The following is a 14,930-nucleotide window of genomic DNA, read 5'->3' as shown; positions in this document are numbered from 1 at the left end:
CTCAGGCGTAGCGGTGCTGCACGCTTTTCTCCAGCCGGGTGACCGCCATGTACATCACCGCTGACAGCAGCGCCAGCACGACGATCGAGGCCATCACCACATTGAGCTTGAACACCTGGCTGCCATTGACGATCAGAAAGCCCAGCCCGGCGCTGGAGGACTGGAACTCGCCGACGATGACGCCGATCAGCGACAGGCCGATGTTCATCTTGATCGCGGCGATCACCGCTGGCACGCTGCCCGGGAAGACCACGTACTTCATCACCTGGAACTTGCTCGCGCCCAACGTGGTGGCCAGTTTGATCTTGTTGGGATCGATGGCCTGAAAGCCTTCATAGACCACCATGATGGTGATGAACAGCGAGATCGCAACGGCCATGCCGTAGACCGAATATTCCGAGCCCAGCCAGATGTAGAAGATCGGGACAAAGGCAATCTTGGGCATGGCGTTGGCAATCACCAGGAAAGGATCCAGTACCTTTTTGACAAAGCTGCTCCACCACAGCAGGGCGGCCATGCCGATGCCCAGCAGCATGCTGATTGCGAAGCCGATCACCGTGGCCTTGAAAGTGACCCAGGTGTGGCCCAGCAGGTCGCCGCTGCGGGCCAGATCGACCAGGGTGGGCAGTACCGCAGACGGGTAGCTGGTGAGCATGGGGTTGAGGATGTGGCTGCGCGCCAGTACCTCCCAAATCAGCAGGAATGCCAGCAACAGGCCGGCGCGGCTCAGCGCCACCAGGCGCTTGCGGCGCTGGATCTGGGCCAGCCACTGGCGGTATTCGGGGCTGCGGGTGTCGGCCTGGGCCGGGGCAGCCGTGTTGGTGGTGTTCATGACGGTGCTCATGCTTATCCTTCCACGTGGGCGTCGATCTCGTCCCACAGTACATTGAAGTAGTCGTTGAATTCCGGGCAGCCCCGGGCCTCGAAGGGCGTGGGCCGTTTGCCTGCCTGCGAGGGGAAATCCATGTGGTGTACCGATTTGATGCGCCCGGGCCGGCGCGAGAGCACGATGACACGGTCGGTCATCGCAATGGCCTCGCCAATGTCGTGTGTCACCAGGATCACCGACTTGCCTTCGTCGCGCAGCACATCGACCACCTCATCGGCAATCGACAATCGGGTTTGCGAGTCGAGCGCGGAGAACGGTTCGTCGAGCAGCACCACATCCGGGTTGGTGACCAGGGTGCGGGCCAGCGCCACCCGCTGGCGCATGCCGCCCGAGAGCTGGCGCGGGTAGTGGTGCAGGTAGTCGCCCATGCCGCATTTGTGCAGCAGTTGCGTGGCGCGCTTTTCGGCGGCGGCCAGGTCCTTGTTCTGGATCTGGGCGCCCAGCAAGGTGTTCTCCAAAATGGTGCGCCATTCGAACAGGTAGTCCTGCTGCAGCATGTAGCCGATGCGCGGGTTGGGGCCGATGATGGTCTGACCGTCCACCAGCACCGAGCCGCTGGACGGCGGCAGGATGCCCGCCAGGATCGACAGCAAGGTGCTCTTGCCGCAGCCGGACTGGCCGATCAGGCTGATAAATTCCCCGGCCTTGACAGAGAGGTTGATGTTCTGCAGTGCTTGGGTTTCGCCCTGGGGCGTGAAGTAGCGCAACGAGACGTTGTCGACATGGATACGGTAGGGGTGGTTCATCGCAATTCCTTATTTTTGGGCCAGGCTCTGCACCAGGCCCATGTCCACAAAACGCGCGTAGTCGACTTTCTTGCCAGCCTCCAGCACACCGCCTTGCACCAGCATCTCTTGCAGCTGGTCCATCGCCTGCTTCTCGACCATCGGGGTTTTCTTCCACAACTGCAGTTGCTGGTAACGCTCGATCGCACTGACCAGTTCAGCCTTGTTCACGCCGGTGAAGTACTCAGCCACCAGGTCCGCCAGCTCGCCTGCTGGAGCGGCCGCCGTGTACTGCTGGGCCTTGGCCACTGCCTGGGTCCAGGCCTGCACGGCGGCCCGGTTTTTCTTCAGGTAGGCATCGGTGGTGGTGAACACGGTGTAGTCGACCATGCCTGCTTCCTTGCCCACTGACCCCAGCGGAAAGGCCTTGCCTTGCTTCTCCAGGCTGCTGGCCTCGGGCTCCAGGAAGGTCGCATAGTCGTTTTGGCCGGCCAGCCAGGCACCGGTGCGGGCGGCCGGGCCGATGTTGCTCACGAGCTTGACATCCTTCTTGGGATCCAGCCCCTTCTTGCGCAATGCCGCTTCCAGAAAGATATCGGGGTTGGAGCCTGGACGGAAGGACATGATCTTGCTGCCCTGGAGCTGCTTCCAGTCAAAGTTGGGCTCGGGCTTGCGGCCCATCAGCAAGAAGCCGTCGGTGGCGGTCAACCCGGCAAAAACAATGGGTTTGACGGGCGACTCGCTGTTGGCGACATAGATCGAGGCCTCGGGTCCTATCAGCACAATATCGGCGCTGCCCGAGAGCAGGGCGGCCATGCCCTTGTCGGTGCCCTGCGAGGTTTTCATGCTCATCTCGATGCCGGCCTCCTTGAACATGCCTTTCTGGATACCCACATACATGGGAACATAGAGCACGGAGCGCACCACCTCTTCGTAACGGATCTTGTGCGTTGCCTGCGCCTGGGCCTGGGACAGTGGCACCAGCGCTGCCATCATCGAAGCGAAGACGGCCGCACGGCGGCTGAACATGAACGTCATAACCCACTCCTTGTATACAGAAAATGCAAACTGACGAATGAAAAACAGTTCCATGCAAGAACAGTGCCTAAATAATTGCTGAAAATTTCGGTTCAAAGTTCTTTTATGTATTCAGTATCCAATTTATCGTGCTGCCCGAGGATCGGTGTTAACCAGCAGCCGGAGCACCCAGGGCGGCTTGGGCGGGCTGGCGCAGAGCGTTCCAGCAGGAGCGCCTGTTGACCCGGGCACGATCGCCCCGCGCATGGCTGCCAAGGCTGCGGCGCGCACTGTTTTGGTCCCGGCCGCTGAACGCGGCGGAATGGGCGCTGCTGGCGCGCTACTTTGGCCAGCCGCAGCACCCGGGCTGGGCGCGCATGCGGCTGCACCTTCGCCGTCTCGGCGATACGCGGCGGGCGCTGTCGTTCAATGGCGGCTTTGTGTCGATGCCGGCCAGCTGCTTTACCGGATCGGACCCCCGGCAATGCCTGCGCCTTGACGAGCCACTGATGGCCGGATGGCTGGCCCATGAGGCTTTTCACCACTGGCAGCGGCTGCAGGGCCGCGCGGTGACCTGGCAGGCGCTGCGCCTGCAGTGGCGCTTCTGGCGCCATGGCATCAACCCGTATGCCTACACCCCGGGCGAGTCGCCAGCGGCCTTGCTGGCCCAGTTCCAGCACGCCCAAGTGGAGCAGCAAGCGCAGATGTGGCAGGACGCCGTGATGGCCGACATCGCCTGGCGCCAGGCCGCCCCAGGTGCGGACCAGCAGCGCCTGGCCGCCGCCGCCCGGCGCTGGCATGCGGTGTTGCACTGGGTGCAGATGCAGGCGGTGCCGCCGCCGCCCCCGCTGGTCCCCTAAGCGACGGGGTGCTGCCCCGGCCGCTGGGCATACTGGCCTGAACCTCGCTTTTCGATTGTTCGGAACACGCCATGACCTCTGCTGCAGACCTGCCTGCACCGACCTCCACTTCCCCGTACTGGCCTGGGCGCGTGCCCCGGCGGTTGACCGTGCCGGCCACCTCGGTCTGGGACAACCTGGCCGTCAACGCCAGCCGCTATCCGGACCATGCCGCACTGGTGTTTTTTGACCAGTCCATCAGCTATGGCCAGATGTGCGAGCAGACCGAGCGCCTGGCCGCCCATTTGCACCAGCAGGGCGTGCGCAAGGGTGACCGGGTGATCCTGCTGATGCAGAACTGCCCGCAGCTGGTGCTGGCGCACTACGCCATCCTGCGTGCCAATGCGGTGGTGGTGCCCGTCAACCCGATGAATACCGCCGCCGAGCTGGCCCACTACATCAGCGACGCCGATGCACGCGTGGCCATCACCACCGCCGATCTGGCGGCTGCACTGTGTGAGGCCAGCGCCAGTCTGCCACCTGCGCAGCAGCTGGTGCATATGCTCATCAGCCATCTGTCAGATACGATGCCCGCAGATGCCGCAGCGCAGCCGGATTTTCCACCGGGTTGGGTGCCCTGGTTGCTGGGCAACCCGCCTTTGCCAGCTGCGGACCGGCTGGGTGCGACCACCGTCAGCCGCTGGCGGGATGCGGTCCAATGCACCGCCGAGCCACCGGCGATCGCGGTGGCGGCCAGCGACATGGCCATCCTGCCCTATACCAGCGGTACCACGGGCCTGCCCAAGGGCTGCATCCATGCGCACAGCCATGTGCAGCATGCGGCGATGGCGGGCGTGCTCTGGGGCCGGCAAAGCACCGAGAGCGTGAACCTGGTGGTGGCGCCGATGTTCCATATCACCGGCATGGTCTCCATCATGCATGTGCTGGTCTGTGCCGGGGCCACCTTGGTGATCATGCCGCGCTGGGACCGGCAACTGGCGGCTGCACTGATGGCGCGCTACCGGGTAACGCACTGGGCCAATATCCCGACGATGGTGGTCGATCTGCTGGCCAGCCCGAACCTGGCGCAGATGGACACCCGCAGCCTGGTCTACATGGGCGGCGGAGGCGCGGCGATGCCGCAATCGGTGGCGCAAAGGGTCAAGGAGGTCTGGGGCCTGGATTATATCGAGGGCTATGGCATGACCGAGACCTGTGGTGCCTCCCACGCCAACCCCTATGAGCACCCCAAGCAGCAGTGCCTGGGGCTGCCGCATATCGGCATGCAGTCATTGGTGATCGACCCCGACACCGGGCAGCCGATGGCCGACGGCGAGGTGGGAGAGATTGTGGTGCAGGGCCCGCAGGTGCTGCAGGGCTACTGGAAACAGCCTGCGGCCACGGCCGCTAGTTTTGTCGAGGTGGAGGGCCAGCGCTTTTTCCGCACCGGTGACCTGGGTTACCGCGATGCCGATGGCTATTTCTTCCTGACCGATCGCTTGAAGCGCATGATCAATGCCAGCGGCTACAAGGTCTGGCCGGCCGAGGTCGAGAGCCTCATGTACCGCCACCCGGCGATCCTGGAGGCCTGCGTGATCTCCGCCCGCGATGACTACCGGGGCGAGACCGTCAAGGCCGTCGTGGTATTGCGGCCAGAGCAGCAAGGCATGGTCAGTGCACAGGACATCATCGACTGGTGCCGCGAGCACATGGCGGTGTACAAGGCGCCGCGCCTGGTGCAACTGGTGGAGCAGCTGCCCAAGAGTGGCAGCGGCAAGGTGATGTGGCGCCTGCTGCAGGAAAAGGAGCAGTGACTGGCGCGCAGGCGGCCCGTTTGCGCAGTGGAGAAATGCGCTACCACCAGCGCATCAGCTGCAGCGCCCTGTGCCAGAAACCATCGCCATAGTGGAGCGCAAACCAGGCGCAAACCGCTGCGCAGATGACGCAGAGCAAGGCCCATGCCGTCCAGCTGGGTTCGGCATGAAAGCCGATGACAGCGGCAATGAACAAGCCCAGCAGGCTACCAAAAAAGAGGCGTACGTTGCGCTCGCTGCTGTCGCGGGGTGGGTCTTCATGCATGGCTTGGAGGGGCAGTGCCGGGCCTGGCAGTGTAGGCGGATGCAGTCTGCGCTGCCAAGCCAGACGTAGGGTGCAGGCTACACGCTGCCCGCCTTTTCAATCACCAAGATGCGTGCCTCGCCCTGCGGGTGGGCCACATGCTCACAGCCCACGCCAGCGTGGAAGATATCGCCGGCCTGCAAAAGCGCTTGCTTTGCTTCGCCGGCCTCCCGCCAGTGCATCACCACCTGGCCCTGCATCACCGCAAAGACTTCCTCGCCGTCGTTGACATGCCAGATGTAGGGCTGGTCCGTCCAGTGCAAACGGACGCTGGTGCCGTCCATCTGGGCAATGTCCTGGGCGCCCCAGGGGCGTTCGGCAGTGAAGTCCTGGCTGCGGATGATGCGTTGCATGGTGTCTTAACGCCCTTTACGCGGTCGCGTTCAGCTCCTGGCTGATCGCCTCGATCTGCTCGGACAGTTCCAGCCAGCGCTCTTCGAGCTGCTCGATCTCGCCATTGACGGCGCTCAGCTGCTTGCCGGCGTCGACGATGTCCGCGCCCGACAGACCGGGGGTTGCCAGCTTGGTCTCCAGCGCATCGCGCTGGGTGTTGAGCTGGGGCAGCTTCTTGTCGATCTGTTCCAGCTCTTTCTTGAAGGGCTTGGTCTTGTCGGCCAGTTGCTGGCGGGCCAATGCAGCGAGGCGGCGCGCTTCCTTGGGGTCGCCCACGGGCTCGGCCTTGGCTGGCGCAGGCGCAGGCGCGGGTGCTGCCGCCACTGGTGCGGCGACAGGCGCAGCCTGGGGTGCGGGTGCTGCATCCTTGCTGCGCGATTGCATATCGGCCTGGCGGGCCTCTTCGCGCAGGCGCTTGGATTCGTCCAGCAGGTAGCGCTGGTAGTCGTCCAGGTCGCCATCGAAGGGGCCGACCTGGCCCCGGCCGACCATCCAGAAGTCTTCGCAGACGGCGCGCAGCAAATGGCGGTCATGGCTGACCAGCATGACGGTGCCGTCAAAGTCGTTCAGTGCCATCGCCAGCGCTTCGCGGGTGGCCAGGTCCAGGTGGTTGGTTGGCTCATCGAGCAGCAGCAGGTTGGGGCGCTGCCAGACGATCATCGCCAGCACCAGACGGGCTTTTTCGCCACCGCTCATACTGCCCACAGCCTGCTTGACCATGTCGCCGCTGAAATTGAAGGTGCCCAGGAAGTTGCGCAGGTCCTGCTCGCGGGCGCTGTTGCCTTCGCTGCCGATTTCCTTGGCCAGGCGGATCATGTGCTCGAGCGGGTTCTCGCTGGGGCGCAGCACGTCCAGCTCCTGCTGGGCAAAGTAGCCGATGTTGAGGCCCTTGCCTTCCGTCACCGTACCGGCCAGCGCCTTCATCTCGCGGGCAATGGTCTTGACCAGGGTCGATTTACCCTGGCCGTTGGCGCCCAGAATACCGATGCGCTGGCCTGCCAGCACCGAGCGGTTGACACCTTGCAGAATCGTGGTCTGCTTGCCGTCTTCGTCCTCGTAGCCAAAGGCGGCATCGGTGATGGCCAGCATCGGGTTCGGCAGGTTGGCCGGTTCCTTAAACTCGAAGGTGAACTCGGCCTCGGCCAGCACCGGCGCAATCTTTTCCATGCGGTCGAGCTGCTTGACCCGGCTTTGCGCCTGCTTGGCCTTGCTGGCCTTGGCCTTGAAGCGGTCAATGAACTTCTGCAGATGCGCCATCTTCTCTTGCTGCTTGGCAAAGCTGGCCTGCTGCAGCTCCAGTTGCTGGGCACGCAGCTCTTCGAAGCGGCTGTAGTTGCCGCCGTAGCGCGTCAGCTGCCCACCCTGGATCTGCAACGTGACATTGGTGATCGCATCGAGAAACTCGCGGTCGTGGCTGATGGTGATCAGGGTGCCGGGGTAGCGCTTGAGCCAGGCTTCGAGCCAGACGAGGGCGTCCAGGTCCAAGTGGTTGGTCGGCTCGTCGAGCAGCAGCAGATCGCTGGGGCACATCAGCGCGCGGGCCAGCTGCAGGCGCATGCGCCACCCGCCCGAGAAGCTGTTGACCGGGTGTTCCAGCTCCTGCACCTTGAAGCCCAGGCCCAGGATCAGCGCCTGTGCGCGGGGCACGGCATCGTGGGCACCGGCATCGGCCAGGTCGGCATAGGCCTGGGCAAGCGCCATGCCGTCGCCCGATGCTTCAGCGGCCTCCAGCTGGGCCTGCACTTCCACCAGACGGGTGTCGCCTTCCAGCACGAACTGGGTGGCTGATTCATCGGTTTCGGGCATGTGCTGGGCCACCTGGCCCATGCGCCACTGGGCGGGGATGTGGAAATCGCCACCGTCTTCCGTCAGCGAGCCGTTGAGCAGCGCAAACAACGTGGACTTGCCGGCGCCGTTGCGGCCGACCAGGCCCACCGATTCGCCCGGGTTGATGGTGGTAGTGACGCCGTCAAGCAGCACTTTGGTGCCGCGGCGCAGGGTGATATTTTTCAGCGTAATCATGAATGGCTCCGATTATCGCCGCCCTGGGCTTGGCCCAGGGGCTTGGAGGGCATAGCCGTTGGTGGGCCGGCCCTAGCGCTGGCGCTTGCAAAATGCGTGTAGGCCACCGCCTTGACCTGTTGTCAGTGGAAATGGGAGTAGGAATCAGTCACATGCTCAGGCTATCCAAGCGGCCGCAGCAGGGCCATACTGCCATGTGCAAACGCCATATTTCAGCGATGGCAATCATAAGGACAGTGCTATGACGACAGCCTCTGAAATACATGGACGGTCCGCCGACGACCACCAGGATGCAGGAGAGGCGGTTTCCGCCCGGCACCACTGGCGGCTGGCCGACATTGACTATGCGCATATCGACCATGCTGCGGTCGCGCAGGACGAGGACATGTTCTACCTGCTGATGAGCGCCTCCTTTGTCGAGACCGGCTCGGACACCTATGCGGCCAACCTCGGCGCGCACTACGCCCGCTACCCGGACATCCAGCACTGGCTGGAAGACCGCTGGGAGCATGAGGAACTGCAGCATGGCGAATCGCTGCGGCGCTATGTGGAGACCGTGTGGCCCAGTTTTGACTGGCAAAAAGCCTATGACAGCTTTTTTGCCGAGTATTCACTGCTGTGCACGCAGGAAGCGCTGCTGGAGGATCCGCGCCTGGAGATGGTGGCACGCTGCGTGGTGGAGACCGGCACCACCGCCTACTACCATACCCTGCGCTCGCTCAGCAACGAGCCGGTGCTCACGGGGCTGCTGGGCCATATCCGCAATGACGAGGTCGGGCACTTCAAGCATTTCCTGGCCTACTTCAAAAGCCTGCAGGCCCAAGAGCCCGTGGGCCGGTTGCGCATTGCCCAGGCGCTGTACAGCCGTCTGAAGGAATTGCGCGAGAGCGACTCGGATGTCGCGCTGCGCCATGTGTATGCCAACAAGGGCCAGCTGTTCAGCGACCGGCAGCGCAGCTTTGATGATGTGGCCCAGCGCATCTACCACCTGATCAGCACCGGCCTGCCGGCCCAGCTGGCGGTGCAGATGCTGCTCAAGCCCATGCTGCTGCCGCCCAAGCTGGAATCGTGCCTGCACCGGCCTATCAGCCGGCTGGCCTGCAGAATGCTGGCTTACTGAGCAAGAACAGGGTTCGCTTAGAACAGGTTCTTAAAGCTGGGTGGGTTGTTCTTGCGACCAGTGCATCAGCGCCTCGCGGGTCAGCAGCAGCACCTGGTCATCACCGGCGCTGGTGTCCATCCAGAACACCGGCAGGCCGGGAAAGGCGGCCTCGAAAAAAGCACGCTCGTTGCCGATCTCGAGCACCAGCACACCGTCTTCGCTCAGGCGCTGGGGCAGCTCCAGAATCAGGCCGCGCACAAAGTCCATGCCATCCTCGCCACCGGCCAGCGCCAGCACGGGTTCGGCTTGGTATTCCAGCGGCAGGCTCGCCATGCTTTGGGCATTGACATAGGGCGGGTTGCAGAGGATCAGATCCCAGGGGCCGCGTGCGTTGGCCATGCCGTCCGACTGCACCAGCTGCACACGCTCCTGCAGGCCATGCTGGTCCACGTTGATGCGGGCCACGGCCAGCGCATCGGCCGACAGGTCGGCGCCGGTGACCTGCACATCGGGGTAAGCCATGGCCGCCAGGCAGGCCAGGCTGCCATTGCCGGTGCACAGGTCCAGCACTAGGCGGGTCTTGTCGCTCAGCCAGTCGTCAATGCTGCCATCGGCCAGCAGCTCGGCGATCAGGCTGCGCGGCACGATCGAGCGTTGGTCGATGTAGAAGGGCACGCCCTGCAGCCAAGCCTGCTGGGTCAGGTAGGCGGCGGGCTTGCGGCTGCGGATGCGCTCGGCCACCAGTTGTTCGAGCTTGACGCGCTGTTCATCGCTGACCGCTTGGTTCGCGACCGAGCCGGCGCCATCCGGGCTGGTGTCGCTGTCCACCGGCAGGCCCAGCGACCAGAGCACCAGCCAGCTGGCCTCGTCTTCCGCATTGGTGGTGCCATGGCCAAAATGCACGCCAGCAGTGCGCAGGGCAGCTGCGCTGTCATCAATCAGGGTGCGGATGGTGGTCATGGCTCAACTCGGGCAAAAATCAAAGACCGCCATTGTAGGCTTGATGGCAGCCGCAAGGCGCCAGGCTGGGCTGGTGCCAGGGCCATCCGGGTGCTGGCTTAGCGTGCCAGGTTTTCCAGAATGCGGCGGTAGATGTTCTTCAGCGGCTCGATATCGGCCACGGCCACACACTCGTCGATCTTGTGGATGGTGGCGTTCGACGGGCCGATCTCGATGACTTCCGGGCAGATGTCGGCGACAAAACGGCCATCGCTGGTGCCGCCGGTGGTCGAGAGGGCGGTTTCCAGCCCGACTTCGTCGCGGATGGCCTGCTGCACGGCAGTCACCAGCACGCCTGGTGTGGTCAGAAAGGGCTTGCCGCCCAGGGTCCATTTGAGGTCGTACTCGAGCGCATGGCGCTCCAGGGTGGATTTGACACGGGCCTTCAGGTTCTCGGCCGTCGATTCGGTGCTGAAGCGGAAGTTGAAGTCCACCACCATCTGGCCCGGGATCACATTGCCAGCACCCGTGCCCGCATGGATATTGCTCATCTGGAAGCTGGTGGGCGGAAAGAAGGCATTGCCTTCGTCCCACACCGTGGCGGCCAGCTCGCCCAGCGCACCCAGGCCCTGGTGGATGGGGTTGCGGGCCAGTTGCGGGTAGGCGATATGGCCTTGCACGCCATGGATGGTGAGCTTGCCGGTCAGGCTGCCGCGCCGGCCGTTCTTGACCATGTCCCCCAGCTTCTGCACCGCAGTGGGTTCGCCCACCAGGCAGTAGTCCAGCACCTGGCCGCGCTGGCGCAGCTGCTCGACGACCACCGCCGTGCCATCCACGCTCGGGCCTTCTTCGTCGCTGGTCAGCAGCAGCGCAATATCCAGCGGCGCTGCAGCGTTCTGGGCGACAAACTCCTCGGCGGCCACGACAAAGGCGGCGATCGAGGTCTTCATGTCGCTGGCGCCACGGCCGTAGAGCTTGCCATCGCGGTGCGAGGGGGTGAAGGGGTGCGAGTTCCACTGTTCCAGCGGACCGGTGGGCACCACATCGGTATGGCCGACAAAGACCACGGTCTTGGCGCCCGCCACGCCGCTGCGGCGCAGCGCCCAGAGGTTGCTCACCCGAAAGCTGTCGGGGCCGCTGTCCATGCGCTCGCAGGCAAAACCCAGCGGTTGGAGCAGGTCGGAAATCATTTCCAGACAGCCTTCGTCGTTGGGCGTCACGGAGGGACGGGCGATCAGTTGCTCGGTCAGTTGCAGGGTGCGGGACATGGCGTCAAAAGGGTGGGGGCGGAGAGGTCAACAACAATGCGGCCCGCAGGCCGCATTCAAGGCGTATTGCCACGGGGGCGTGGTGCAGGGCAACGGCCGCTATCTTACTCTTGGTTCACGTCGAGCACGATTTCCGTGAACGAGGCCGCGTCGTCCAGCTCGGGCTTGGCGGCCACCTGGGCCTTGGCCGCATTGGCCGCCATCTGGAAGTCGTTTTGCAGGCGCCACATCAGGTTGGTGGGCGAGTCGGAATTGGCCAGGCCTTCTTCGCGGCTGATCTTGCCACTGTGGATGAGCGCGGCCAGCGCGCCTTCAAAGGTGACTGAGCCTTCGGCCATGGACTTTTCCATCGCCTCGCGCACGGCCGAGAAGTTGCCTTGCTCGATCATCTCGCCCACCAGCTTGGTGTTGAGCATCACCTCGATGGCTGCGGTGCGCTTGCCGGTGACGGTCTTGACCAGCCGTTGCGACACGACGGCGCGCAGCGCAGATGCCAGGTCGCCCAGCATCGTGGGCCGGACTTCGACAGGGTAGAAGCTCAGGATCCGGTTGAGCGCGTGGTAGCTGTTGTTGCCGTGCAAGGTGGCCAGGCACAGGTGGCCCGATTGCGCATAGGCAATGGCGGCCGACATGGTCTCGCGGTCACGGATTTCGCCGATCATGATCACGTCAGGCGCCTGGCGCAGTGCATTCTTCAGCGCGGTTTGCAAAGAGGCGGTATCGCTGCCCACTTCACGCTGGTTGATGATGGAGCGGCGGTTGGAGAACTGGTACTCGATCGGGTCTTCCACCGTCAGGATGTGGCCGCTTTGCTGGCCATTGCGGTGGTCGATCATCGCCGCCAGCGAGGTGCTCTTGCCCGAGCCGGTGGCACCGACAAACAGCACCAGGCCGCGCCGGGCCATGATGAGTTCCTGAAAGATCTCGGGCAGCTCGAGCTGCTCCAGACTGGGAATGTCCTGCGGAACATAGCGGATGACGACGGCGCAGCTGCCGCGCTGGTGCATCGCGCTGACCCGGAAGCGGCCCACGCCCTCGAGCGGCACACCGATGTTGAGCTCACCGGTTTCGTCGAGCTCTTCAATGCGCTCGGGCGGTACGATCTCGGCCAGCAAGGTGCGCGGCGCATCGGGCGTCAAGGTCTGGTTGTTGAGGGGAATGCACTCGCCCTGGATCTTGACCAGCGCGGGCGCATTGGCTGACAGATAGACATCCGAGGCTTTGTTGTCCGCCATCAGGCGCAAGATTCGCTCCATGGTTCCCATGTCAGTTCCCTCCAGTGATTTGTGCTTAGAACGTGTTTACAAATTCACTCCAGTCCGCAGGGACCGTGGCGTTGAAATGCCCGGCCAGGTGCCGCCCGAGCGTGTCCCATCCCGCAAAACTGCTGTCGCGGCGCGAGGACATCGTAAACACGATCTTGGATTGTAGGCTTAGCGAAGCGCTGAATAAACGATGTTGCATCCTCGCCGCAGCCTGGCGGGGCGCAAAGCGACGACAAAAAAGCCCTGCAGCGCAAAGCTTGCAGGGCCTGTTGATCGCCTCGGCGGCAGATCAGTCGCGCAGCAGGTCGTTGATGCTGGTCTTGGCGCGGGTCTCAGGCGTCACTTGCTTGACGATCACCGCGCAGTACAGGCTGTGGCTGCCGTCCTTGGCAGGCATGGAGCCGCTCACCACGACCGAGCCCGAAGGCACGCGGCCGTAGCTGACTTCGCCGGTCATGCGGTTGTAGATCTTCGTGGACTGGCTGATGTACACGCCCATCGAGATGACGGAGTTTTCTTCGACGATCACGCCTTCAACGATTTCGGAGCGGGCGCCGATGAAGCAGTTGTCTTCGATGATGGTGGGGTTGGCTTGCAGGGGTTCGAGCACGCCGCCCAGGCCCACACCGCCCGACAGGTGAACGTTCTTGCCCACTTGTGCGCACGAGCCCACGGTGGCCCAGGTGTCGACCATCGTGCCTTCGCCCACATAGGCGCCGATGTTCACGTAGGAAGGCATCAGGATGGCGCCCTTGGCCACAAAGCTGCCGCGGCGTGCCACGGCAGGCGGCACCACGCGCACGCCGGTGGCGGCGATGTCGGCTTCGGACATGCCGGCGTACTTGGTCGGCACCTTGTCGTAGAAGTTCAGGTCGCCGGCCTGCACCAGCGCGTTGTCCTTGAGGCGGAACGACAGCAGCACGGCCTTCTTGATCCACTGGTGCACGGTCCATTGGCCCACGCCTTCACGGGTGGCCACGCGCAGCTCGCCCTGGTCCAGGGCGTTGATCACATGGTCGACTGCATCGACGATTTCTTTGGGTGCCGAGGCAGGCGAGAGCGTCGTGCGGGCTTCCCAGGCGGATTCGATGATGGTTTGCAGTTGTTGCGTCATGGTTTAGGCTTTTTTCCAGGATTGAATGAATTGGGCAATGCGCTGGGCGGCTTCCAGGCATTCGGCGGTCTGGGCGACCAGGGCCATGCGGATGCGGCCAGCGCCAGGATTGCTGCCATTGAAGTCACGGGCCAGATAGCTGCCTGGCAGAACCGTGACATTGTATTGGGCATAGAGTTCGCGCGCGAACTCGGTGTCTGACAAGCCCATATGCGCGGGCACGCCGGCCCAGAGGTAGAAGCTGGCATCGGGCAGTTGCACGTCCATCACTGCTGACAGCACCGGCGTGACTTCGGCAAATTTGCGGCGGTACTGCTCGCGGTTGTCCTCGACATGGCGCTCGTCGCCCCAGGCCGCAATGCTGGCCGCCTGCACCGGCGGGCTCATCGCGCCGCCCTGGTAGGTGCGGTAGAGCGTGAAGGCCTTGATCAACTCGGCGTCACCGGCGACAAAACCGCTGCGCAGGCCCGGCACATTGCTGCGCTTGGACAGACTGGTGAACGAGACCAGACGGCGGAAATCGCTGCGGCCCAGCTGCGCTGCCGCCTGCATGCCGCCCAGCGGTGGCTCGTCGCGGAAGTAGATTTCGCTGTAGCACTCGTCCGAGGCAATGACAAAGCCATAGCGGTCGGAGAGTTCAAACAGCTTTTTCCACTCGTCGAGCGGCATCACGGCGCCGGTGGGGTTGCCTGGCGAGCAGACAAAGATCAGCTGGGTGCGCTGCCAGATGTCCTCGGGCACGCTGGCCCAGTCCACCGCAAAGTTCTTGCTGGCGATGCTGGGCACGTAATAGGGCGTGGCGCCTGCAAGCAGGGCCGCGCCTTCGTAGATTTGGTAGAAGGGGTTGGGGCAGAGCACGACCGGGTCGGGCTTGCTGCTGTCCACCACCGTTTGCGTGAAGGCAAACAGCGCCTCACGGCTGCCATTGACCGGCAGGGTGTGCTTGTGCCCATCGACCTGCAGGCCATAGCGCGTGGACAGCCAGTTGGCAAAGGCTTCGCGCAGTGCAGGCGTACCCGCGGTGGCCGGGTAGACCGACAGACCGGCCAGATTGCCCGAGAGCGCCTGTTCGATGAATGCGGGGGTGGGGTGGCGGGGCTCACCGATACCCAGGCTGATCGGCGCCTGGTCTGCGGGCGGTGTCACACCGGCAAACAACTGGCGCAGGCGCTCAAACGGGTAGGGCTGCAGTTTCTGGAGCAAGGGGTTCATAAGCCAGCCATTATGGTGCAGTGGCGC

General features: G+C 63.8%; 14 protein-coding genes. 3 read left to right on the top strand and 11 right to left on the bottom strand.

The genetic code is table 11. The features are described from left to right. Nucleotide 1 precedes the first annotated feature (1 nt). The 3 genes from MJ205_RS09210 to MJ205_RS09200 are packed head-to-tail and all read right to left on the bottom strand — an operon-like array spanning nucleotide 2 to nucleotide 2,652. Nucleotides 2-844, bottom strand: a complete 843-nt coding sequence (locus tag MJ205_RS09210) for an ABC transporter permease (protein ID WP_239812177.1) — start codon at nucleotides 842-844, stop codon at nucleotides 2-4. Between the two features lie 2 nt (nucleotides 845-846). Then, a complete protein-coding gene (locus tag MJ205_RS09205) occupies nucleotides 847-1,635 on the bottom strand; it encodes an ABC transporter ATP-binding protein (RefSeq protein WP_239812176.1) in 789 nt (262 codons plus the stop codon). A 9-nt stretch (nucleotides 1,636-1,644) separates the two neighbouring features. Then, nucleotides 1,645-2,652 carry an ABC transporter substrate-binding protein gene (locus MJ205_RS09200; protein ID WP_239812175.1) on the bottom strand — a complete coding sequence of 336 codons (1,008 nt, stop codon included), beginning with the start codon at nucleotides 2,650-2,652 and terminating at the stop codon, nucleotides 1,645-1,647. Nucleotides 2,653-2,870: 218 nt separating this feature from the next. Here MJ205_RS09200 and MJ205_RS09195 point away from each other — a divergent pair, with 218 nt between their 5' ends. Beyond that, entirely contained in the window at nucleotides 2,871-3,491 is a 621-nt protein-coding gene (locus MJ205_RS09195) for a hypothetical protein (RefSeq protein ID WP_239812174.1), read from the top strand. A gap of 71 nt (nucleotides 3,492-3,562) precedes the next feature. Continuing rightward, a complete protein-coding gene (locus MJ205_RS09190) occupies nucleotides 3,563-5,284 on the top strand; it encodes a long-chain fatty acid--CoA ligase (RefSeq protein ID WP_239812173.1) in 1,722 nt (573 codons plus the stop codon). A 40-nt stretch (nucleotides 5,285-5,324) separates the two neighbouring features. Here MJ205_RS09190 and MJ205_RS09185 read toward each other — a convergent pair whose 3' ends face one another. The 3 genes from MJ205_RS09185 to MJ205_RS09175 form a co-directional block, all read right to left on the bottom strand. After that, nucleotides 5,325-5,549, bottom strand: coding sequence for a hypothetical protein (locus MJ205_RS09185; protein ID WP_239812172.1), 225 nt, complete (start codon nucleotides 5,547-5,549; stop codon nucleotides 5,325-5,327). Nucleotides 5,550-5,626: 77 nt separating this feature from the next. Further along, nucleotides 5,627-5,941 (bottom strand): cupin, encoded by a 315-nt coding sequence (locus tag MJ205_RS09180; RefSeq protein WP_239812171.1) that lies wholly within the window; start codon nucleotides 5,939-5,941, stop codon nucleotides 5,627-5,629. A 16-nt stretch (nucleotides 5,942-5,957) separates the two neighbouring features. After that, entirely contained in the window at nucleotides 5,958-8,003 is a 2,046-nt protein-coding gene (locus MJ205_RS09175; protein ID WP_239812170.1) for an ABC-F family ATP-binding cassette domain-containing protein, read from the bottom strand. A gap of 241 nt (nucleotides 8,004-8,244) precedes the next feature. On the opposite strand from MJ205_RS09175, the gene MJ205_RS09170 reads away from it, so the two are divergent. Continuing rightward, nucleotides 8,245-9,123 carry a ferritin-like domain-containing protein gene (locus MJ205_RS09170; protein WP_239812169.1) on the top strand — a complete coding sequence of 293 codons (879 nt, stop codon included), beginning with the start codon at nucleotides 8,245-8,247 and terminating at the stop codon, nucleotides 9,121-9,123. Between the two features lie 30 nt (nucleotides 9,124-9,153). On the opposite strand, the gene prmB is transcribed toward MJ205_RS09170, so the two are convergent. From prmB to dapC, 5 genes are all read right to left on the bottom strand, one after another. After that, a complete protein-coding gene (prmB, locus tag MJ205_RS09165) occupies nucleotides 9,154-10,065 on the bottom strand; it encodes a 50S ribosomal protein L3 N(5)-glutamine methyltransferase (RefSeq protein WP_239812168.1) in 912 nt (303 codons plus the stop codon). A gap of 98 nt (nucleotides 10,066-10,163) precedes the next feature. Then, entirely contained in the window at nucleotides 10,164-11,312 is a 1,149-nt protein-coding gene (dapE, locus tag MJ205_RS09160) for a succinyl-diaminopimelate desuccinylase (protein ID WP_239812167.1), read from the bottom strand. Nucleotides 11,313-11,416: 104 nt separating this feature from the next. Beyond that, a complete protein-coding gene (locus MJ205_RS09155) occupies nucleotides 11,417-12,577 on the bottom strand; it encodes a PilT/PilU family type 4a pilus ATPase (protein ID WP_230778243.1) in 1,161 nt (386 codons plus the stop codon). 289 nt (nucleotides 12,578-12,866) lie between these two features. Further along, nucleotides 12,867-13,691 (bottom strand): 2,3,4,5-tetrahydropyridine-2,6-dicarboxylate N-succinyltransferase, encoded by an 825-nt coding sequence (gene dapD, locus MJ205_RS09150; RefSeq protein WP_239812166.1) that lies wholly within the window; start codon nucleotides 13,689-13,691, stop codon nucleotides 12,867-12,869. A gap of 3 nt (nucleotides 13,692-13,694) precedes the next feature. Further along, a complete protein-coding gene (dapC, locus tag MJ205_RS09145; RefSeq protein WP_239812165.1) occupies nucleotides 13,695-14,903 on the bottom strand; it encodes a succinyldiaminopimelate transaminase in 1,209 nt (402 codons plus the stop codon). Nucleotides 14,904-14,930 lie beyond the last annotated feature (27 nt).

This window comes from Comamonas sp. B21-038, assembly GCF_022387135.1.
GTDB lineage: Bacteria > Pseudomonadota > Gammaproteobacteria > Burkholderiales > Burkholderiaceae_C > Comamonas > Comamonas sediminis.
Note: the sequence above shows the minus strand (reverse complement) of the source record. Positions and strands in the feature narration are given on the sequence as shown.

What these genes read in the sequence shown, in the direction of transcription:
- MJ205_RS09210 (WP_239812177.1), bottom strand. Translation starts at nt 844, where the DNA reads ATGAGCACCGTCATGAACACCACCAACACGGCTGCCCCGGCCCAGGCC.
- MJ205_RS09205 (WP_239812176.1), bottom strand. Translation starts at nt 1,635, where the DNA reads ATGAACCACCCCTACCGTATCCATGTCGACAACGTCTCGTTGCGCTAC.
- MJ205_RS09200 (WP_239812175.1), bottom strand. Translation starts at nt 2,652, where the DNA reads ATGACGTTCATGTTCAGCCGCCGTGCGGCCGTCTTCGCTTCGATGATG.
- MJ205_RS09190 (WP_239812173.1), top strand. Translation starts at nt 3,563, where the DNA reads ATGACCTCTGCTGCAGACCTGCCTGCACCGACCTCCACTTCCCCGTAC.
- MJ205_RS09185 (WP_239812172.1), bottom strand. Translation starts at nt 5,549, where the DNA reads ATGCATGAAGACCCACCCCGCGACAGCAGCGAGCGCAACGTACGCCTC.
- MJ205_RS09180 (WP_239812171.1), bottom strand. Translation starts at nt 5,941, where the DNA reads ATGCAACGCATCATCCGCAGCCAGGACTTCACTGCCGAACGCCCCTGG.
- MJ205_RS09175 (WP_239812170.1), bottom strand. Translation starts at nt 8,003, where the DNA reads ATGATTACGCTGAAAAATATCACCCTGCGCCGCGGCACCAAAGTGCTG.
- MJ205_RS09170 (WP_239812169.1), top strand. Translation starts at nt 8,245, where the DNA reads ATGACGACAGCCTCTGAAATACATGGACGGTCCGCCGACGACCACCAG.
- prmB (WP_239812168.1), bottom strand. Translation starts at nt 10,065, where the DNA reads ATGACCACCATCCGCACCCTGATTGATGACAGCGCAGCTGCCCTGCGC.
- dapE (WP_239812167.1), bottom strand. Translation starts at nt 11,312, where the DNA reads ATGTCCCGCACCCTGCAACTGACCGAGCAACTGATCGCCCGTCCCTCC.
- MJ205_RS09155 (WP_230778243.1), bottom strand. Translation starts at nt 12,577, where the DNA reads ATGGGAACCATGGAGCGAATCTTGCGCCTGATGGCGGACAACAAAGCC.
- dapD (WP_239812166.1), bottom strand. Translation starts at nt 13,691, where the DNA reads ATGACGCAACAACTGCAAACCATCATCGAATCCGCCTGGGAAGCCCGC.
- dapC (WP_239812165.1), bottom strand. Translation starts at nt 14,903, where the DNA reads ATGAACCCCTTGCTCCAGAAACTGCAGCCCTACCCGTTTGAGCGCCTG.